Annotated in this window: 13 protein-coding genes and 1 rRNA gene; 12 read left to right on the forward strand and 2 right to left on the reverse strand. The window is 71.9% G+C overall.

The window, feature by feature from the left end:
* The first annotated feature begins 20 nt into the window (after positions 1-20).
* From ptsP to B9O00_RS15130, 8 genes are all read left to right on the forward strand, one after another.
* Positions 21-2,294 (forward strand): phosphoenolpyruvate--protein phosphotransferase, encoded by a 2,274-nt coding sequence (gene ptsP, locus B9O00_RS15095; RefSeq protein WP_322111199.1) that lies wholly within the window; start codon positions 21-23, stop codon positions 2,292-2,294.
* 111 nt (positions 2,295-2,405) lie between these two features.
* Positions 2,406-3,845, forward strand: a complete 1,440-nt coding sequence (locus B9O00_RS15100) for a RodZ domain-containing protein (protein ID WP_085123522.1) — start codon at positions 2,406-2,408, stop codon at positions 3,843-3,845.
* Positions 3,846-3,974: 129 nt separating this feature from the next.
* Positions 3,975-5,132, forward strand: a complete 1,158-nt coding sequence (gene ispG, locus B9O00_RS15105) for a flavodoxin-dependent (E)-4-hydroxy-3-methylbut-2-enyl-diphosphate synthase (protein ID WP_085123523.1) — start codon at positions 3,975-3,977, stop codon at positions 5,130-5,132.
* Positions 5,133-5,210: 78 nt separating this feature from the next.
* Complete coding sequence (gene hemA / locus B9O00_RS15110) at positions 5,211-6,503, forward strand: glutamyl-tRNA reductase (RefSeq protein WP_085123524.1); 1,293 nt, start codon at positions 5,211-5,213, stop codon at positions 6,501-6,503.
* Positions 6,500-7,576, forward strand: coding sequence for a peptide chain release factor 1 (prfA, locus tag B9O00_RS15115; protein WP_085123525.1), 1,077 nt, complete (start codon positions 6,500-6,502; stop codon positions 7,574-7,576). Before hemA ends, prfA begins: the two co-directional genes overlap by 4 nt.
* A gap of 8 nt (positions 7,577-7,584) precedes the next feature.
* Complete coding sequence (gene prmC, locus B9O00_RS15120; RefSeq protein ID WP_235017132.1) at positions 7,585-8,496, forward strand: peptide chain release factor N(5)-glutamine methyltransferase; 912 nt, start codon at positions 7,585-7,587, stop codon at positions 8,494-8,496.
* Positions 8,497-8,736: 240 nt separating this feature from the next.
* A complete protein-coding gene (locus B9O00_RS15125; protein WP_159460224.1) occupies positions 8,737-9,723 on the forward strand; it encodes a DUF4167 domain-containing protein in 987 nt (328 codons plus the stop codon).
* A 170-nt stretch (positions 9,724-9,893) separates the two neighbouring features.
* Positions 9,894-10,634, forward strand: coding sequence for a TerC family protein (locus tag B9O00_RS15130; RefSeq protein ID WP_085123527.1), 741 nt, complete (start codon positions 9,894-9,896; stop codon positions 10,632-10,634).
* A 6-nt stretch (positions 10,635-10,640) separates the two neighbouring features.
* Here the strand turns inward: B9O00_RS15130 and B9O00_RS15135 are convergent, their stop codons facing one another.
* Positions 10,641-11,435, reverse strand: coding sequence for an MOSC domain-containing protein (locus B9O00_RS15135; protein ID WP_085123528.1), 795 nt, complete (start codon positions 11,433-11,435; stop codon positions 10,641-10,643).
* Positions 11,436-11,585: 150 nt separating this feature from the next.
* Between B9O00_RS15135 and B9O00_RS15140 the strand changes: the two genes are divergently transcribed.
* The 3 genes from B9O00_RS15140 to B9O00_RS15150 all read left to right on the forward strand — a co-directional run bounded on the left by B9O00_RS15140 (position 11,586) and on the right by B9O00_RS15150 (position 16,232).
* Positions 11,586-12,215, forward strand: a complete 630-nt coding sequence (locus B9O00_RS15140; protein WP_085123529.1) for a LysE family translocator — start codon at positions 11,586-11,588, stop codon at positions 12,213-12,215.
* A 205-nt stretch (positions 12,216-12,420) separates the two neighbouring features.
* Positions 12,421-15,018, forward strand: coding sequence for an ATP-dependent chaperone ClpB (clpB, locus tag B9O00_RS15145; RefSeq protein ID WP_085123530.1), 2,598 nt, complete (start codon positions 12,421-12,423; stop codon positions 15,016-15,018).
* Between the two features lie 101 nt (positions 15,019-15,119).
* The gene (locus B9O00_RS15150) at positions 15,120-16,232 is read left to right on the forward strand and encodes a 2OG-Fe(II) oxygenase (RefSeq protein WP_085123531.1); all 1,113 of its coding nucleotides are present in this window, start codon (positions 15,120-15,122) and stop codon (positions 16,230-16,232) included.
* Positions 16,233-16,322: 90 nt separating this feature from the next.
* Here the strand turns inward: B9O00_RS15150 and B9O00_RS15155 are convergent, their stop codons facing one another.
* On the reverse strand, positions 16,323-17,588 hold the full coding sequence (locus B9O00_RS15155) for a M23 family metallopeptidase (RefSeq protein ID WP_085123532.1): 1,266 nt from the start codon (positions 17,586-17,588) through the stop codon (positions 16,323-16,325).
* 948 nt (positions 17,589-18,536) lie between these two features.
* On the opposite strand from B9O00_RS15155, the gene B9O00_RS15160 reads away from it, so the two are divergent.
* Positions 18,537-19,850 (forward strand): 16S ribosomal RNA (locus B9O00_RS15160); the annotation flags it as partial.

The raw sequence follows: 19,850 nt of genomic DNA on the forward strand, positions 1-19,850 counted from the left end.
ATAGAGGGGAGACGCGTCCCGTGACGACGCAACCCGTCAGCTGGGTCGGGTCGCGTCGTCTGCTCCGTCAGCTCCGCGACCTGATGAAGGGCGGCTCGGGCGGACAGGAGCGGCTCGACCGCGTCGTCCACATGATCGCCGACGACATGGTCGCGGAGGTCTGCTCGCTCTACGTCCGCCGGCCCGGCGAGGTGCTCGAGCTCTTCGCGACCTGGGGCCTCAGGCCCGAGGCGGTGCACCGCACCCGCCTGGCGGTCGGCGAAGGCATCGTCGGCGCGGTCGCCTCGAGCGGCCGGCCGCTCGCCCTCTCGGACGCCCAGAGCCATCCGAATTTCGCCTACCGGCCCGAGACCGGCGAGGAGATCTTCCACTCGATGCTCGGCGTGCCGGTGCTGCGCGACGGCCGCGTCGTCGGCGTGCTGGCGGTCCAGAACAAGACCCAGCGCAGCTATACCGACGACGAGGTCGAGGCGCTGGAGACGGTCGCCATGGTGCTCGCCGAGACGATCGCCGCGGGCGAGCTGATCGGCGGCGTCGAGGGCCGCCATCTCGACACCGCCTCGACCCTGCCGGCGCGCCTCTCCGGCGTCGTGCTCAACGAGGGCATCGGCATGGGCGAGGCCGTGCCGCACGAGCGCGGCATCGTCATCCGCCAGGTCGTCGCCGAGGACAGCGCCGCCGAGCTGGAGCGGCTCGACGCCGCCCTCGCCGCGATGCTCGAGGCGCTCGACGACCTGATGACCCGCCGCGAGCTGGCCGAGGCCGGCGAGTCCCTGGAGGTCTTCGAGACCTACCGCATGTTCGCCCAGGACCGCGGCTGGCTGGAGCGCATCCGCGAGGCGATCCGCGGCGGCCTGACCGCCGAGGCGGCGGTGCAGCGCGTCCAGCGCGACACCCGCCAGCGCATGGCCAAGGTGCGCGACCCCTACATCCGCGAGCGCTACGCCGACCTCGACGACCTCGGCAACCGCCTGCTGCAGCACCTGCTGCGCGCCGAGGGCGGCGCCGAGGGACCGGTGCTGCCCGAGAACTCGATCCTGGTCGCCCGCGCGCTCGGCCCGGCCGAGCTGCTCGACTACGACGCCAAGCGCCTCAAGGGCGTGATCCTGGAGGAGGGCTCGCCGACCGCCCATGTCGCGATCGTCGCGCGCGCCCTCGGCATCCCGATGGTCGGGCGCTGCAGCGACCTGCTGACCCGGGTCAAGCCTGGCGACTTCGTGGTCTGCGACGGCGACACCGGCCAGGTCCTGCTGCGCCCGCGCCTCTCGGTGCGCCAGTCCTTCTCCGACGCCATCGAGGCGCGCGCCCGGCGCCGCGCCAGCTTCGCGCTGAGCCGCGACCTGCCGGCCGAGACGCTGGACGGCGTGCGCGTCTCGCTGCAGATCAACGCTGGCCTGCTGATCGACGTGCCGCAGCTCCACGAGGCCGGGGCCGAGGGCATCGGACTCTACCGCACCGAGGTCCCCTTCATGGTGCGCGAGGCCTTCCCGGACGTCGGCGCCCAGACCCAGCTCTACGCCCGCATCCTGGAGCTCGCGAAGGACCGGCCGGTGACCTTCCGCACGCTCGACATCGGCGGCGACAAGGCGCTGCCCTACTGGCACAGCGAGGTCGACGAGAACCCGATCATGGGCTGGCGGGCGATCCGCATCGGCCTCGACCGGCCGGCGCTGCTCAGCCAGCAGCTGCGCGCCCTGGTGCGCGCCGCGGCCGGCCGGCACCTGCGGGTCATGTTCCCGATGGTCAGCGAGGTCTCGGAGTTCGTGCGCGCCCGCGCCCTGCTCGACCGCGAGGTCGAGCGCCAGGTCGCCGCCGGCGGCGAGCCGCCGGCGCGCCTGCAGGCCGGCGTCATGCTCGAGGTGCCGGCCCTGGTCTGGCAGCTGCCGGCGCTGTTCAAGCGGGTCGACTTCATCTCGGTCGGCAGCAACGACCTGTTCCAGTTCCTCTTCGCGACCGACCGCGGCAACCCGCGCCTGGCGCGCCGCTACGACGTGCTGTCGCCGCCGTCGCTGGCCTTCCTGCGCTCGGTCGCCGGCCAGGCCGGCGCGGCCGGCGTGCCGCTGTCGCTGTGCGGCGAAATGGCCGGCCATCCGCTCGAGGCGATGGCGCTGGTCGGCTGCGGCTTCCGCATCCTCTCGATGCCGGCCGCCGAGATCGGACCGGTGCGCACGACCATCCGCTCGCTGGAGCTGGCGCCGCTGGAGCGCCTGCTCGACCGCCTGATGGAGCAGCCGGCGCGCAGTGTGCGGGAACAGCTCAGGGCCTATGCTCGCGACCGTGGCGTGGCGATCTGACCGGCCCTCGATGGCATTTGCCGCGGCGCCGAAGAGTTTGCTAGAACGACCGGGTTTCCGGGCCTCGGAGGGGGGACGTCTATCGGCGGTCGGGAAACGAGAAGGCCTGAGATGAGACATAAGGCAACGGCGGAAGCTGAGCACCGGCACGCGGCCGACAACGTAGAGCCTTTCATCGGCGGACCGAGCCGGTCCGTCGGCGAGCTGCTGCGCAACGCCCGGGAGGATCTCGGGCTGGAGCTGCGGCAGGTCAGCGAGACCCTGCGCATCCGCTATGCCCATCTGCGCGCGCTCGAGGAAGGCCAGCTCTCGGAGCTGCCGGGCCAGACCTATGCGGTCGGCTTCGTGCGCACCTACGCCGACTACCTCGGCCTCGACTCGCGGGCCATGGTCGAGCGCTTCAAGGAAGAGATGAGCGGGATCCCCCGCTCGACCCAGCTGGTCTTCCCGACGCCGAAGCCCGAGGGCAAGATTCCCGGCGGCGCGCTGGTGATGATCTCGCTGCTGCTGGTCGGCCTCGCCTACGGCGGCTGGTACGCCTTCAACGAGTTCGGCGACGAGCTGAACAGCCTGATCGTGCGCGAGACGCCGCCCGGCGCGACGTCGCAGACGCCGACGGCGGCCAAGCCTGCGACCCAGCCGGCCGCGCCGAAGCCGGCCGCTCCCATGGCCGCGGCGCCCAAGGCGACGGCTCCCGCCGCGCCCACCCGGACCGCACCTGCCCAGACCGCCCTCGCGCCCGCCGCTCCGAAGCCGGCCGCGCCGGCCGCGACCGCTTCCGGCGCCGCGGGCACCGCCAGGACCGCCCCGGCGCCGTCGGCCATGGCCGAGGCTCCGTCCGCGGCGCCGGCCGACGGGACCGCCAGCCCGCCGGAGGAGGAGGACGTCGCGCCGGTCGTCGAGGAGACCGTGCCCGACACGGGCGGCCAGGCCCAGGTCGTCGAGCCGTCGAGCGAGACGGCGCCCGAGGCCGGGACGCTGCCGGAGAGCCAGAGCGCCCCTGAGGTCGCGGCGCCGGCCGAGTCCCTGCCCTCGGTCTCGCCGGGCAACGCGCCGCCGAGCTCCTCGACCACCTCGCGCGCTGCGCTCGCCGAGGCGCCCGCCGGCGAGGCGGTGCAGGACGTCGCCCCGCAGGCGGCGCCGGAGCCGCAGCCCCAGGCGGCGAGCGAGCCGTCGCCCCAGACCACGGTGGCGCGCGAGGAGGCGATCCCGGTGCCGCCGATCCCCTCGACCGGCGAGGCCGGCCAGGCGGGGCGCGCGGCGCGCGTCTTCGGCACCGCCAACACCGGCGCGAGGATCGTGCTGCGCGCGACCGCCGACAGCTGGGTGCAGGTGCGCAACGCCCGCTCCGACCTGCTGTTCACCCAGGTGCTGCGCGCCGGCGACAGCTACAACGTGCCGAACGAGCCCGGCCTGACCCTGCTGACCGGCAACGCCGGCGGCCTGCAGGTGCTGGTCGACGGCAAGCCGGCGCCGGCGCTGGGGCCGAGCGGCGCGGTGCGCCGCGACATCACGCTCGATCCCGACAGCCTGTTGCGCGGCGCGCAGTAGCCGCGGGGCCGGTGCCCGGTGCCCGGCCTTGAAGTCGCCCCGACCAAAGGGCATTTTGCGAGGCAGAGAGCCGTCCGGCCGGTCGGCCGGTGCCGGCCATCCAGTCAGTCAGCGGGAGCGAACAACGTCATGAGCGTCCGGCCCTATCGGGATATCATCCGCCGCAAGTCGCGCCAGATCATGGTCGGCAAGGTGCCGGTTGGCGGGGACGCCCCGATCACCGTGCAGTCGATGACCAACACGCGGACCACCAACGTGAAGGGCACGATCGAGCAGATCCGCCGCATCGAGCTGGCCGGCGCCGACATCGTGCGCGTCTCCTGCCCGGACGAGGCCTCGACCAGGGCGCTGCGCGAGATCGTGCCGGAGGTCACCGTGCCGGTCGTCGCGGACATCCACTTCCACTACAAGCGCGGCATCGAGGCGGCGGAGGCCGGGGCGGCCTGCCTGCGCATCAACCCGGGCAACATCGGCTCGCGCGAGCGGGTCCGCGAGGTCGTCAAGGCGGCGCGCGACAACAACTGCTCGATGCGCATCGGCGTCAACGCCGGCTCGCTCGAGAAGCACCTGCTGGAGAAGTACGGCGAGCCCTGCCCCGAGGCCATGGTCGAGAGCGCGCTGGAGCACGCCAAGTACCTGGAGGACGAGGACTTCCGCGAGTTCAAGATCTCCTGCAAGGCCTCCGACGTGTTCCTGGCGGTCGCCGCCTACCAGGGCCTCGCCGAGGCCTGCGACTATCCGTTGCACATTGGCGTCACCGAGGCCGGCGGCCTGAGGAGCGGCACCATCAAGTCGTCGATCGGCCTCGGCATGCTGCTCTGGTCGGGCATCGGCGACACCCTGCGCGTCTCGCTCTCGGCCGAGCCGGAGGAGGAGGTCAAGGTCGGCTTCGACATCCTGAAGTCGCTCAACCTGCGCCACCGCGGCGTCAACGTGATCTCCTGTCCCTCCTGCGCGCGCCAGCAGTTCGACGTGATCCGCACGGTCGAGGTGCTGGAGAAGCGCCTCGCCCACATCACCACGCCGATGACCGTCTCGGTGATCGGCTGCGTCGTCAACGGACCGGGCGAGGCGACGATGACCGACATCGGCTTCACCGGCGGCGGCAAGGGCACCCACCAGGTCTACGTCAACGGCCTGCCGGACCACCGCCTGAAGGACGACGACATCGTCGATCACCTGGTCGGGATGGTCGAGCGCAAGGCCGCCGAGATCGAGGCCGAGAAGGCGCGCGCCGAGGCCGCCGGTCTGACTGGGGCCGAGGCCGCGCCGGCGGCCGCACAGTAGGAAGCCGGCGCGTGGGGGCGCTCCGGCCAAGGCGATCCTGCGAGTCCCGCGGCGGCCCGTCCGGTCGCCATTAGCGCCATGTCCGCAGTGTCCCCCTCGGCGGGGCTGCGCGACCCGGCCGAGCTGCTGATCGTCGGCGTCAGCTACAAGAGCGCTTCCTTCGATCTCCGCGAGAGCCTGTTCCAGCCGGAGGAGGCGCTGCCCGAGCGCCTGGCCGAGCTGCGCGCCGCGGGCTTCGGCGAAGCGCTGCTGCTCTCGACCTGCGACCGCGTCGAGCTGCTGCTCGCCGCCGCCGACCTCGAGGCCGAGGCCGCGGTCGCGCGCGACCGGCTCGCCGCCTGGGCGGGCTGGCCGGCCGAGGCGGTCGAGGCGCAGTCCTATGCCTTGAGCGGCGAGGCGGCGCTGCGCCATCTCTTCGCGGTCGCCGCCGCGCTCGACAGCCAGATCCTCGGCGAGCCGCAGATCCTGGGCCAGCTGCGCGACAGCCTGCGCCTGGCCGGCGAGGCCGGGCTCGGCGGGCCGCTGATCGACCGCGCGGTCCAGGCCGCCCTGCAGGCGGCACGCAAGGTGCGCGGCCAGACCCCGCTGGCCGAGCGGCCGGTCACCCTGGCGGCGGCGGCGCTGCGGGTCGCGCGCGACCTGCACGGCGACCTCGGCCGCTGCAGCGCGCTGATCCTCGGCCTCGGCGAGATGGGCGAGCTGCTGGCCGGCGAGCTGCGCAGCGCCGGGCTCGGCGACCTTGCGGTCTGCCATCCCCAGGAGCGGCGTGCCCAGTCGGCGGCGCTGCGGCTGCGCTGCCACCGGCGCAGCTGGGAGGAGCGCGAGGCCGCCCTGGTCGGCGCCGACATCGTCGTCGCGGCCAGCGGCAGCGGCCGCTACGCCGTCGACCGCGAGCTGGTCCGGCGGGTGCTCAAGCGGCGCCGGCGCAAGCCGCTGTTCCTGGTCGACGCCGCGCTGCCGCGCGACGTCGAGCCGGGCGTCGAGGAGATCGACGGCGCCTTCGTCTACGATCTCGACGACCTGGAGCGCCTGGCGCAGGCCGGGCGCAGCCACCGCGAGAGCGCGGCCGGCGCGGCTTGGCGGCTGATCGACCAGGAGCTCCGGCAGTTCCGCCGCGAGCAGGCCGAGCGCGAGGGGCTCGACGCCCTGCTCGCCCTGCGCCGCCACGCCGAGGCGCTGCGCCGCGACGTGCTGGCCGAGCGCGGCGGCGACGCCGAGGCGGCGACCCGCCTGCTGCTCAACCGCCTGCTGCACGACCCGTCGGAGGTGCTGCGCGCGGCCGCAGCCGGCGATCCGGGCGAGCGTGCCCTGTTGGAGAAGGCCCTGGCGCGGCTGTTCCGCCTCGCCCCGGCCAGAGGAGAGGATCAGTGAGCCTGGAGCAGAATCTGGAGCGGGTGCTGTCGCGCTACGCCGAGCTGGAGGCCCTGGTGTCGGGCCATCCCGACCCGGGCTCCAAGGACTACACCCGGATGATGAAGGAGTATGCCGACCTGACGCCGGTGGTCGAGGGCATCCGCGACTTCAAGGGCGCCAAGCAGGAGCTCGAGGAGCTCGACCAGCTGCGCCACGACGCGGCCAGCGACAGCGAGATGCGCGATCTGGCCGAGGAGGAATACTACGAGCTGCGCGACCGGCTGCCCGACCTGGAGCGCCGGGTGCTGGTCTCGCTGCTGCCGCGCGACGAGGCCGACTCGCGCAACGCGATCCTCGAGGTGCGCGCCGGCACCGGCGGCGAGGAGGCCGGGCTGTTCGCCGCCGAGCTGTTCCGCATGTACCAGCGCTATGCCGAGAAGCACGGCTGGCGCTTCGAGACCCTGGACTACCAGGAGACCGAGCTGGGCGGCATCCGCGAGGCCAGCGCCGAGATCGCCGGCCAGGACGTGTTCCGCCAGCTCAAGTACGAGTCCGGCGTGCACCGGGTGCAGCGCGTGCCTGTCACCGAGTCGGGCGGGCGCATCCACACCTCGGCGGCGACCGTCGCCGTGCTGCCGGAGGCCGAGGAGGTCGACGTCGCGATCGAGGACAAGGACCTGCGCATCGACACCTACCGCTCCCAGGGCGCCGGCGGCCAGCACGTCAACACCACCGACTCCGCGGTGCGCATCACCCACCTGCCGAGCGGCATCGTCGTGCAGTGCCAGGACGAGAAGTCGCAGCACAAGAACAAGGCCAAGGCGATGAAGGTGCTGATGGCGCGGCTCTACGACCATGCCCGGCAGCAGCAGCAGAGCGAGCTGGCCGCGGCGCGCCGCCAGCAGGTCGGCTCCGGCGACCGCTCCGAGCGGATCCGCACCTACAACTTCCCGCAGGGCCGGGTCACCGACCACCGCATAAACCTGACGCTTTACAAACTCGACCGCATCCTGTCGGGCGAGGAGCTCGACGAGATCATCGACGCGCTGATCGCCGAGGACCAGTCGGCGCGCCTGGCCCACCTGCAGTGAGCCGCCCGGTGACCAGCGCGGGGACCGCCGTGAGCCGCGCCGAGCCCGGCCCGGCGATCAGCCTCGGCGCCGCCCTGGCCACGGCGACGGCCGAGCTGGCCGCGGCCGGCGTCGAGGGCGCGCGGCGCGACGCCCGCCTGCTGCTCGCCGACGCTGCCGGCCTGGAGCCCGCTGCCGTCGTCGCCTGGCCCGAGCGGCCGCTCGCCGGGCCGGCGCGTGCGACCTTCGAGAGCCACGTCCGGCGGCGCGCCGCCCACGAGCCGGTCTCGCGCATCCTCGGCCGCCGGGAGTTCTGGTCGCTGTCCTTCGCCCTGTCGCCGGCGACCCTCGATCCGCGGCCGGACAGCGAGACCCTGGTCGAGGCGCTGCTCGCCGAGGTCGGGGACCGGCAGCGGCCGCTGCGGCTGCTCGACCTCGGCACCGGCAGCGGCTGTCTGCTGCTCGCGCTGCTCTCGGAGCTGCCGGCGGCCTGGGGCCTCGGCATCGACCGCGCGCCTGCGGCGGCGGCGGCGGCGCGGCGCAATGCCGCGGCCCTCGGCCTCGGCGACCGCGCGGCCTTCCTGGCCGGCGACTGGGCCGCGGCGCTCGACGGCCGCTTCGACCTGATCGTCAGCAATCCGCCCTATATCGCCCGCGACGAGCTGGCCGGGCTCGATCCTGAGGTCGCCCGGCACGATCCCCCGGCGGCGCTCGACGGCGGGCCGGACGGGCTCGATGCCTATCGCGCCCTCGCCGCGGCGCTGCCCCGCCTGCTGCGACCCGGCGGCGTCGCCGCGCTCGAGATCGGCTCCGGGCAGGCGGCCTCGGCGGGCGCCGTCCTGACCGCCGGCGGCCTGCCGGCGCCGCGCCTGCTGAGCGACCTCGCCGGCCGGCCGAGAGGCCTGCTGTTCCATGCGTCGAGCGCAGGCACCCCCTTGTAAAAAAGAGGTTGGAATGACAGCTTAGGACCGTTAAAGAGAAAGCGACGAGCCGTTTGGCTCTTGCGTCCTGGGGAGCTTGGACGCTTATCCGTCCTCCGAGATCTTCGTCGGGCCGGGCATCCGCCGCGGAGACGCTTGCGCCGAAACCTTTCCAGCTCTCGAGCGGGTCGGTTGGCGCCAGGGGGGCCGAAATGGGCAGGAACAGACTGCCGGTTCAACCGTAACGGATCGATGAGACCCATGAACAATCCGCGGCGAGGCCGTGGCCGCTCCGGGCGGCGTCCGAACATTCCCACGCGCTCACAGAACTTCGACTCGAACGGCCCAGAGGGCCGCGTTCGGGGCAACGCGCAGCAGGTCTACGAGAAGTATCTGGCCCTTGCGCGCGACGCTCATGGGGCCGGCGACCGGGTTCTCGCGGAAGCCTTCCAGCAGCACGCCGAGCACTACTTCCGGGTCATGAACGACTCGACCGACCCGGACATGCGGCCGCGCGAGCAGCAGCAGGGCCAGGGCCAGCGCGACGAGCGGGACGAGCGCGACGAGGACGACGACTATCGCGGCGACGGGCGGGGCTACGACCGGCGCGACGATCGCTACGGCGATCGCTCGCCGGAGCGCCGGTCGGACGAGCGCCGGTCGGACGAGCGCCGGTCAGACGAGCGCCGGCCGGACGAGCGACGCTCCGACGAGCGGCGCCCGGACGAGCGCCGTCGGGACGAGGCCCGGCCGAACGGCCAGGGCGGCAACAACGGCGGGCGCCAGGCCGAGCGCGGCGGCGAGCCGCGCCCGTCCGCCGCGCCGGAAGGCGACGAGGCCAGGAGCGAGACCGGCGGGCGCGAGGCCGGCGGCCGCGAATCCGGTGGGCGCGAGGCCGCGCCGCGCGAAGGCGACGACGTCCGCGAGACCCGCCTGCGCGAGCGCTTCAACCGCCGCAACGGCGAAGGCATCCTGACCCGGCGCCGCGGCGGCGAGAACCAGGAGGGCGAGCGCCCGAACGGCAACGCCGACGAGGAGGTCGATGCCGGCCTGCGCAAGATGCTCGGCGAGGAGCCGCGCGCCGAGGTGCAGCCGGCCAAGGCCGAGCCCGTGGCGGCGGCTGCCGCCGAGGTGCCGGCTGGCGAGGCGGCTGCAGCCGAGCCCGCGCCCGCCAAGCCGCGCCGCCGGCGCCGCACCAAGGCCGAGATCGCGGCCGAAGCCGAGGCCAAGGACGGCTCGGCCGACTGACGGCGACGGCCGGCCGGCTTCCGGCACGGCCGCCTGCAAGCGACAAGGACCCGGGTCGCCCGCTGCCGTTCCGGCTCCGGGCGTCCCGGGTCTTGTCTTGAGTGCGGCAGCTGCCGATCCTGTCGCTCCGGAACGCCCGCGATGCCCGCGCAATTCAGGGAGACCTTCCGGTGTTCGAGCTCTTCGCCGACCCCAATGCCTGGGCCAGCCTGCTGACGCTGACGCTGCTCGAGATCGTGCTCGGCATCGACAACGTCATCTTCCTGTCGATCGTCTCGGCGAAGCTGCCGGCGCCGCGCCAGCCGGCGGCACGGCGGATCGGCCTGCTGCTCGCCCTCGCCCTGCGCATCGCGCTGCTGGTCTCGATCACCTGGATCATCGGCCTGACCGAGCCGGTCCTCGAGCTGGCCGGGCGCGCCTTCTCCTGGCGCGACCTGGTGCTGCTGGCCGGCGGCCTGTTCCTGCTGTTCAAGGCGACCGGCGAGATCCACGGCTACATGGAGGCCGAGGAGGAGGACGAGGCGTCGGCCGGGGCGGGGAAGGCCTCCTTCGGCCTGGTCGTGCTGCAGATCGTCCTGCTCGACGCCGTCTTCTCGATCGACTCGGTGCTGACCGCGGTCGGCATGAGCGGCGAGCTGGCGATCATGATCGCCGCGGTCGTCGCCGCGATGGCGGTGATGCTCTGGGCCGCCGAGCCGGTCAGCGACTTCGTCAACCGTCACCCGACCGTCAAGATGCTGGCCCTGGCCTTCCTGCTGCTGATCGGCGTGACCCTGGTCGCCGACGGCCTGCAGTTCCACATCCCGCGCGGCTACCTCTACTTCGCCGTCGCCTTCTCGGCAGCCGTCGAGGCGGTCAACCTGACGCGCCGGCGCAAGCGCCGCCGGCCGGATGCCGCCGGGCGCGGCTGACCGCCGCTAGTCCGCCCGGGCCGCGGCTTCGACCGGCGGCTCCAGGCGGTCGCCGATCGCGAGCTCGCCGTCGGTCAGCGCCCGGCAGTAGAGGCCGAACTGGGCGTGGCCGTAGGCGCGCTTCAGGGTCAGCGGCAGGTTCATGTCGACCTGGGCGGTCTCCGGATCGACGTTGGTCGCGCTGCAGCGCTCGATCGGCTCGATGCCGTGCAGGCGCACCGGGCCGAGGGTCAGGTCCCGGTGCGCCCAGCCGCGCTCGACCCAGGGCGGCAGGCCCTCGATCCAGAAGTTGGCGCGGAAGCGGCGCGGATCGACCGGCGCACGCGTCACGCGCTCCAGGTCGCGCACGCTGGCGAGGTTGAGCAGGCTGACGTGGCCGCCGCCAGTGTCGCCGAAGCCGGCGGCCCCGGCCTCGGCTTCGATCAGGCGGACCGCGCCGCGGCCGCCGGCGCCCAGGAACGACAGCAGGAACTGGTCGATCAGGGTCTTGCCGATCGGCTCGGTGATCACGCCGCGGGCGACCGGCCGGCCACGGCGCGACAGCACCAGCTCGCCGCTTGCCGCGTCGTAGCGCGAGTCCAGCTCGGCGAGGCGCGGCTCGCTCTTCAGCGCCGCGAAGCGCGGCCTGCCGCCCGGCGACGAGGGGTCGCCGTAGACCAGGGCGAAGCGCCGGTCGCCCGGCAGCATGGCGCCGGCGGCGAGGGACACGCGCTCGAGGCTCTCGGCCGAGAGGCCCTTGACGGGGAAGCGCTGGATCGCGGCCAGGCGCGGTTCGGGATGGGGCGCAGGGCGGGCGGGCATGGGGCGGGCCTTCAGGAGTTCCCGCCAGTCAATCCGAGCGGCGCGGCCTCGTCAACCGATGGTGGCTCGTCGCTCCGGCCGGGGCTTCCGGAGCGCGCCGGCCTGGGCGAAGATCGGCGGCATCGAGCGAGCCGGCCGAGGAGCGATGCCATGCCACCCGTCGAGAGCCTGCTGGCCTTTGCGGCCGCGACCCTGGTCTTCGCCTACCTGCCGGGGCCGGCGATCCTCTACACCGCCGCCCAGACCCTGGCGCGCGGCCGGCGCGGCGGGCTGAGGGCCGCGCTCGGCATCCACTGCGGCGGCTACCTCCACGTCGCGACGGCGGCGCTGGGGCTCTCCGCGATCCTGCTGCACGTGCCGGCGGCCTATGCCGCCGTCAAGCTGGCCGGCGCCGCCTATCTGGTCTGGCTCGGCCTGCAGACGATGCGGCGCCGGATCGACCTCTCGGCCCTGCCGGCGGTCGCCGGCCGCTCGGCGCGCCGCGCCTTCCTGGAGAGCATGCTGGTCGAGGTGCTGAACCCCAAGGCCGCGCTGTTCTTTCTGGCCTTCCTGCCGCAGTTCGTCGATCCCTCCGCCGGGCTGCCGGTCTGGGCGCAGCTGCTGCTGCTCGGCACGGCGGTCAATCTCACCTTCTCCTCGGCCGACCTGCTGACCGTCGCGCTGACCGACCGGGTGCTGGCGGGGATCCGGCGCAGCGAAGGCCTGCAGCGCCTCGCCCGCTGGGCCGGCGGCGGCCTGCTGGTCGGCCTCGGCCTGCACCTGGGATTGAGCGAGCGCTAGAGGCCGCCCATCTGCCTGGAAGGCGGGCCGGGAAGAATGGCCGGGCGGGGCTTGTGGCAATTCTGCAACAGGACCATATGCATCCTGGCCGCTGAGCTGGATCAAGGCGGCCGGCCGCCGTGTGCCGCTATGCCGGGCGCAGCGGTCGATCGAAGGCATCATCGTCGCGGGCTCGACGAGACGCGACCGAGGAGGGCAGGAACAGATGGATCTCGAGAAGTACAGTGAGCGCTCGCGCGGCTTTCTGCAGTCGGCGCAGACCCTGGCGCAGCGGCGCGGCCACCAGCGTCTGACCCCCGAGCACCTGGCCAAGGTGCTGCTCGACGACAGCGAGGGACTGGCCGCCGGCCTGATCCGCGCCGCCGGTGGCGATCCGAAGCAGGCCCTGGCCGGCATCGAGGCCGAGCTGGCGCGGCTGCCCAAGGTCGAGGGCGCCGGCGCCGGGCAGCTCTATCTCTCGCCCGAGCTGGCGCGGGTCTTCGAGCAGGCCGAGACCCTGGCCGAGAAGGCCGGCGACTCCTTCGTCACCGCCGAGCGGCTGCTGCAGGCCCTGGCCATGGCCGCGGGCACGCCGTCCGCCAAGGCTCTGGCCGACGCCAAGGTCACGGCGCAGAACCTGAACCAGGCGATCGAGCAGCTGCGCAAGGGCCGCACGGCCGACAGCGCCAGCGCCGAGCAGAGCTACGACGCCCTCAAGAAGTACGCCCAGGACCTGACCGAGCGGGCCCGCGAGGGCAAGCTCGATCCGGTGATCGGCCGCGACGAGGAGATCCGCCGGACCATCCAGGTGCTGTCGCGCCGGACCAAGAACAATCCCGTGCTGATCGGCGAGCCGGGCGTCGGCAAGACGGCGATCGTCGAGGGCCTGGCGCAGCGCATCGTCAACGGCGACGTGCCCGAGACCCTGAAGAACAAGCGCCTGCTGGCGCTCGACCTCGGTGCCATGGTCGCCGGCGCCAAGTTCCGCGGCGAGTTCGAGGAGCGCCTCAAGGCGGTGCTCCAGGAGATCGCCTCGGCGGCCGGCGAGATCATCGTCTTCATCGACGAGCTGCATACCCTGGTCGGTGCCGGCAAGGCCGAGGGCGCGATGGACGCCTCGAACATGCTGAAGCCGGCCCTGGCCCGCGGCGAGCTGCACTGCGTCGGCGCGACCACGCTGGACGAGTACCGCAAGCACATCGAGAAGGACGCCGCCCTGGCGCGGCGCTTCCAGACGGTCTTCGTCGCCGAGCCGACGGTCGAGGACACCATCTCGATCCTGCGCGGCCTGAAGGAGAAGTACGAGCTGCACCACGGCGTGCGGATCACCGATTCGGCGCTGATCGCGGCGGCGACCCTGTCGAACCGCTACATCACCGACCGCTTCCTGCCCGACAAGGCGATCGACCTGGTCGACGAGGCGTCGAGCCGCCTGCGCATGGAGGTCGACTCCAAGCCCGAGGAGCTCGACGAGCTGGACCGCCGGATCATCCAGCTCAAGATCGAGGAGGCGGCGCTCAGGAAGGAGAGCGACCGCGCCTCCAAGGAGCGGCTGGAGAAGCTCAGCGACGAGCTCGGCGAGCTCGAGGCCAAGTCGCGCGAGCTGACCCTGCGCTGGCAGGCCGAGAAGGACAAGATGGCCGGCGCCCAGAAGCTCAAGGAGGAGCTCGACCGGGCGCGCAGCGAGATCGAGATGGCCCAGCGGCAGGGCAACCTGGAGCGGGCCGCCGAGCTGCGCTACGGCATCGTCCCCGACCTCGAGCGCAAGCTCGCCGAGGCCGAGCAGGTCGAGGAGTCCGGCCTGTTCAACGAGGAGGTGACGCCCGAGCAGATCGCCGGCGTGGTCTCGCGCTGGACCGGCATCCCGGTCGACAAGATGCTCGAGGGCGAGCGCGACAAGCTGCTGCACATGGAAGAGATGCTGCACAGCCGGGTCGTCGGCCAGGACGAGGCGATCCAGGCGGTCAGCCAGGCCGTGCGCCGGGCGCGTGCCGGCCTGCAGGACCCGAACCGGCCGATCGGCTCGTTCCTGTTCCTGGGCCCGACCGGCGTCGGCAAGACCGAGCTGACCAAGGCGCTCGCCGCCTTCCTGTTCGACGACGAGACCGCGCTGCTGCGCCTCGACATGTCGGAGTACATGGAGAAGCACTCGGTCGCCCGCATGATCGGCGCGCCGCCGGGCTACGTCGGCTACGACGAGGGCGGGGCGCTGACCGAGGCGGTGCGCCGGCGACCCTACCAGGTCGTGCTGTTCGACGAGGTCGAGAAGGCCCATCCGGACGTCTTCAACGTGCTGCTGCAGGTGCTCGACGACGGCCGCCTGACCGACGGCCAGGGCCGCACGGTCGATTTCCGCAACACCCTGCTGGTCATGACCTCGAACCTCGGCTCCGAGATCCTGGCGGCGCAGGGCGGCGGCGGCGGCCAGGACAGCGACCTGGTGCGCGAGCAGGTCATGCAGGTGGTGCGCGGCCACTTCCGGCCGGAATTCCTCAACCGCATCGACGAGGTGCTGCTGTTCCAGCGCCTGACCCGCGAGCAGATGACCGGCATCGTCGACATCCAGCTCAGGCACCTGCAGGCCCTGCTGGCCGACCGGGGCGTCGCCCTGGAGCTCGACGAGGCGGCCAAGCGCTGGCTCGCGGAGGCCGGCTACGACCCGGTCTACGGCGCCCGGCCGCTCAAGCGGACAATCCAGCGCGAGCTGCAGAATCCGCTCGCCGAGCGGATTCTGGCGGGCCGGGTCGGCGAGGGCGACCGGGTGCGGGTCACCGCCGGCGACGGCGGCCTGCTGATCGACGGCGAGCTGGTCAAGGCCGCCTGACCGAGGAGCCCGCAGGGCTCCCGGCGGAAACCCGGGGCGCGACGAAGCGGACGGCGGCCGTCTCATGACTGCCGCCGTTCTCTTGCTCTAGAGTGTCCGCCATGGCCGAGACCGAGGACCTCTTCAGCGCCGCTGGCGCCGCCCTGGCGGGTGGCGAGCGGGAGCGGGCCGAGCGGCTCTACCGGCAGCTGCTCGAGCGGCAGCCCGCCCATGTCGCGGCCTGGCGGGCGCTGGCCGGCCTGCTGGAGGCGGCCGGGCGGATGCAGGAGGCCGAGGCGGCGGAGCGCGAGGCCGCCCGCCAGGAGGCCCTGCCGCTGCTCGACGTCGCCGAGGGCTTGCTGGCGCGCGGCCAGCCCGGCAAGGCGCGGTCGCTGCTGCAGCGCGTGCTGGCCCTCGACCCGGCCAGCGAGCGGGCGCTCCGGCTGGGCGCCGACGCGGCGCGCGTCGCCGGCGACTATCCGGCCGCGCTCGACCACTACCGGCGGCTGGCGGCGCTCCGGCCGATGAACCCCCTGGCCCGGGCCGGTGCCGCGCTCTTCGCCGGCGAGCCGCCGGCCCTCCATGCGCCGGGCCTGGTGCTGCCGAGCCCCTTCGTGCGCTGGACCGACTGGCTGCCGCTGGAGCGGCGCGACGAGGTCTTCGCCTATGCCCTGTCGCACCGCAGCGAGATGGCCGACGCGACGGTCTGGCAGCCGGACGGCTACAAGGCGATGACCGGCGTGCGCCGGGCCTCGGTGCTCTACGAGCCCGAGCCGATCCTGGAGTGGTTCGTGCCGCTGCTCCGCCGGTCGCTTCCCGAGGTCCGGCGGCGGCTTGGCATGCCGGCCTTCGAGGTCGGGCGCGTCGAGCTGCAGCTGACCTTTCACGGCGACGGCGGCTTCTACGACCAGCACCGCGACACCGGCTGGCCGGAGGCGCCGGCCGAGGAGACCGACCCGCGCCGCATCTCCTTCGTCGCCTACTTCGCGCGGCGGCCCCGGCGCTTCTCCGGCGGCGAGCTGCTGCTGTTCGACACCGATCCGCGGAGCGGCCAGGCGCTGCGCGACGGCACGCTGGTCGAGCCGGACGACAACTCGGTGGTCTTCTTTCCCAGCGTCGTGCTGCACGAGGTGCGGCCGATCCGCCTCGACAGCACCGATCCGGCCGACGGCCGGATCACGCTCAACGGCTGGATCCACGACGCCGCGGGGCGCGCCCCGGACTACCGGCCCTGAGCGCGGGGCCGCTCGGACGACGGTCCCGCCCGAACGGCAAAGGGCCCGCCGAGGCGGGCCCTTCCGTCTGCCGGCCGCAGGGCCGGCCGGTCACTCGTCCGAATCGGCGCTCTTGCTCTTGTCGTCCGGGGTCGCGGCGACCTGCAGCACCGGCGCGATCGCCGAGCGGCGCCGGTCGATCGCGCGCTTGGCCTCGGCGAAAGCCTTCAGGTCCCTGCCCGTCAGGGTCTCGCCGGCCGGCAGCTTGACGCTCGCCGGATTGACCTGGTGGTTGTCGACCAGCACCTCGTAGTGCAGGTGCGGCCCGGTCGCCCGGCCGGTCATGCCGACGTAGCCGATGACGTCGCCCTGGTGGACGCGCGAGCCGACGTGGACGCCCCTGGCGAAGCGGGACATGTGGGCGTAGGCGGTCTTGTAGGGGCCGCCGTGGCGCAACCGGATGTAGTTGCCGTAGCCGTTGACCCGACCGGCGACCTCGACGGTGCCGTTGCCGGCCGCATAGATCGGCGTGCCGGTCGGCGCCGCGAAGTCGACGCCCTTGTGCATCTTGCTGTAGCCGAGGATCGGATGCCGGCGCATGCCGTAGGTCGAGGAGATGCGGGCGCCGTCGATCGGCGTGCGCATCAGGGTCTTGCGCACCGAGCGGCCCTTGTCGTCGAAGAAGTCGGCGAAGCCGCTCGAGGGCGTGAAGCGGTAGAGCTTGATGTCGCGGCCGCCGGTGATCAGCTCGACGTAGTCGAGACCGCCGGCCTTCAGCGGCCGGCCCTGCTCGTCGACCATGTTCTGGTAGAGCACCTCGAAGGAATCGCCGGGCTGGATGTCGCGCTGGAAGTCGACGTCGTAGGACAGCGTCTTGATCGCCTCGAGCAGGATGTTGGTCGGCACGTCGGCCTTCATCGCGGCTTCGTAGAGCGAGCTGTCGATGAGGCCGATGGCGCCGGCGTCGACCGGGGCCAGCACCTTCTCGGTGGTGCTCGCGACGAAGCCGTCGTCGTCCTTGCTGCGCTCGACCTTGACGTCGCGGTCGACGTCGGGCGCGAAGCTCAGGCCGACCAGGCGGAAGGCGTCGCGCATGCCGTCGGCGATCGGGTTGAAGCCCTGGCCGTCGGCGGCCTTGGCCTTGCCGCCGCCGGGGCTCTCCAGGGACAGGCGGATCTCGAAGCCGGGACGCAGGTCGCGGGGGCTGAAGACCTCGCGCAGGGATTCGATCGCGGCGTGCGCCTCGCTCATCGTGACGCCGGCGTCGGTCAGCATGCCCATCAGCGTGTCGCCGCGCGAGACCTCGAGGGTCAGCTGCAGCGTCTCGGGCGCGCGCGTCGCAGACTGGTGCGCGACGTTGTAGGCGCTGACCAGCATGACCTGCGGCAGGGCCGGCAGGTCGGCCTCCAGGTCGTGGGCCGCCTGCGGCGCCGCGACCTGCTCCTGCGTCCGGCCGGGCTGCGGGCGGACGGCATCGGGGATGCCGGACAGCGGCGCGAGGCCGAGCAGCAGGACGCCGCCGACCAGGCCGATGGCAGACGCCGCGAGCCCGGCACGCAGCCTGGTCCGATACGACGGCCTCGAGTTGTCTCTCGCTTGAATGGTAACCCCCAGTGATTCTTATCCAAGGGACCGACCGGCCCTGCCGGGCATCCGCTCGCTCCCGCCCTGCCCCTTTACGTCCCGTCGCGTTACCAACCTGTTAAGGCGAGTCGCGATTCTGTCTTGTTTCCCAGACGGTTCCGACACGAAGTTGAACCGATATCCAGCCACCATGCTAAGCTTCGCGGCGCTTGTCAACGATCGAAGCCGGCGCCGCCGCCGGTCTAGGCGAAGGATCTTTCCTCATGGTTAACATGAGAGGGCCGCGCGCCGCGAGACCCTCTGCTTGCCGGCCGTGCCCCGGCCCGCGGCGGCCGCCGCGACGGACCGCAAGAAAGCTGCAACAAAGCGCTTGACACCCCCCGGCAGGCCGCCATATACACCCGGCCCACAGCGCGACGCCGGGTTCGCCCCGGCCGCGCTGTTTGCTTCCGGAGCCAAGGGCTCCAACGCTATTTGACATTGTTGGTGAGTAGGAAGGGATGCCTGGGCGGCGGTTCTGCTGGCTAGCGAGAGCGGCTGGAATTGGACCGTCTGCCGAGTGGGCATCTTTGGTTGGGGCCTTTGGCTCTGCGCCTTGTCATCTGGGAGCGATCTCGGGTTGACGGGTGTGGGGTTATGGGGTCCTGACGACTTATGCGCAAAGCTTGAGTAGACGGATCCTGGTCGACGAGCTCCGGCTGGTCTGGTCCTTATCGGGGGCTGGGTTGGTTGGGGCGAGGTCAACCTGAGAGTTTGATCCTGGCTCAGAACGAACGCTGGCGGCAGGCCTAACACATGCAAGTCGAACGCTCTCTTCGGAGAGAGTGGCGCACGGGTGAGTAACGCGTGGGAACCTACCCCGAGGTCCGGGACAACCGCTGGAAACGGCGGCTAATACCGGATGTGTCCTGAGGGAGAAAGATTCATCGCCTTGGGAGGGGCCCGCGTCCGATTAGGTAGTTGGTGTGGTAACGGCGCACCAAGCCTTCGATCGGTAGCTGGTCTGAGAGGATGATCAGCCACACTGGGACTGAGACACGGCCCAGACTCCTACGGGAGGCAGCAGTGGGGAATATTGGACAATGGGCGCAAGCCTGATCCAGCCATGCCGCGTGAGTGAAGAAGGCCTTAGGGTTGTAAAGCTCTTTCACGGGCGACGATGATGACGGTAGCCCGAGAAGAAGCCCCGGCTAACTCCGTGCCAGCAGCCGCGGTAATACGGAGGGGGCGAGCGTTGTTCGGAATTACTGGGCGTAAAGGGCGCGTAGGCGGTTTGGTCAGTTGGAGGTGAAAGCCCTGGGCTCAACCTGGGAGGTGCCTTCAATACGGCCAGACTTGAGAGCGGGAGAGGATGACGGAATTCCCAGTGTAGAGGTGAAATTCGTAGATATTGGGAAGAACACCGGTGGCGAAGGCGGTCATCTGGCCCGTTTCTGACGCTGAGGCGCGAAAGCGTGGGGAGCAAACAGGATTAGATACCCTGGTAGTCCACGCCGTAAACGATGTGCGCTAGCCGTCGGGGGACATAGTTTCTCGGTGGCGCAGCTAACGCGATAAGCGCACCGCCTGGGGAGTACGGCCGCAAGGTTAAAACTCAAAGGAATTGACGGGGGCCCGCACAAGCGGTGGAGCATGTGGTTTAATTCGAAGCAACGCGCAGAACCTTACCAGCCCTTGACATGGGGGTCGCAGTCTCCGGAGACGGAGACATCAGTTCGGCTGGACCCCGCACAGGTGCTGCATGGCTGTCGTCAGCTCGTGTCGTGAGATGTTGGGTTAAGTCCCGCAACGAGCGCAACCCTTGCCCTTAGTTGCCATCAGGTGGGGCGGGGCACTCAAAGGGAACCGCCGGTGACAAGCCGGAGGAAGGCGGGGATGACGTCAAGTCCTCATGGCCCTTATGGGCTGGGCTACACACGTGCTACAATGGCGGTGACAGTGGGCAGCGAAGGCGCGAGCCGGAGCCAATCCCCAAAAGCCGTCTCAGTTCGGATTGCACTCTGCAACTCGGGTGCATGAAGGTGGAATCGCTAGTAATCGTGGATCAGCATGCCA

The sequence above is a fragment of the Tistlia consotensis USBA 355 genome (assembly GCF_900177295.1).
Taxonomy (GTDB): domain Bacteria; phylum Pseudomonadota; class Alphaproteobacteria; order Kiloniellales; family DSM-21159; genus Tistlia; species Tistlia consotensis.

Bases quoted from the DNA above. Each gene is read 5' to 3' on its own strand.
- B9O00_RS15150 (WP_085123531.1), top strand. From the start codon at position 15,120: ATGGCCGAGACCGAGGACCTCTTCAGCGCCGCTGGCGCCGCCCTGGCG.
- B9O00_RS15100 (WP_085123522.1), top strand. From the start codon at position 2,406: ATGAGACATAAGGCAACGGCGGAAGCTGAGCACCGGCACGCGGCCGAC.
- clpB (WP_085123530.1), top strand. From the start codon at position 12,421: ATGGATCTCGAGAAGTACAGTGAGCGCTCGCGCGGCTTTCTGCAGTCG.
- B9O00_RS15140 (WP_085123529.1), top strand. From the start codon at position 11,586: ATGCCACCCGTCGAGAGCCTGCTGGCCTTTGCGGCCGCGACCCTGGTC.
- B9O00_RS15135 (WP_085123528.1), bottom strand. From the start codon at position 11,435: ATGCCCGCCCGCCCTGCGCCCCATCCCGAACCGCGCCTGGCCGCGATC.
- B9O00_RS15155 (WP_085123532.1), bottom strand. From the start codon at position 17,588: ATGCTGGTCAGCGCCTACAACGTCGCGCACCAGTCTGCGACGCGCGCG.
- hemA (WP_085123524.1), top strand. From the start codon at position 5,211: ATGTCCGCAGTGTCCCCCTCGGCGGGGCTGCGCGACCCGGCCGAGCTG.
- B9O00_RS15125 (WP_159460224.1), top strand. From the start codon at position 8,737: ATGAACAATCCGCGGCGAGGCCGTGGCCGCTCCGGGCGGCGTCCGAAC.
- ispG (WP_085123523.1), top strand. From the start codon at position 3,975: ATGAGCGTCCGGCCCTATCGGGATATCATCCGCCGCAAGTCGCGCCAG.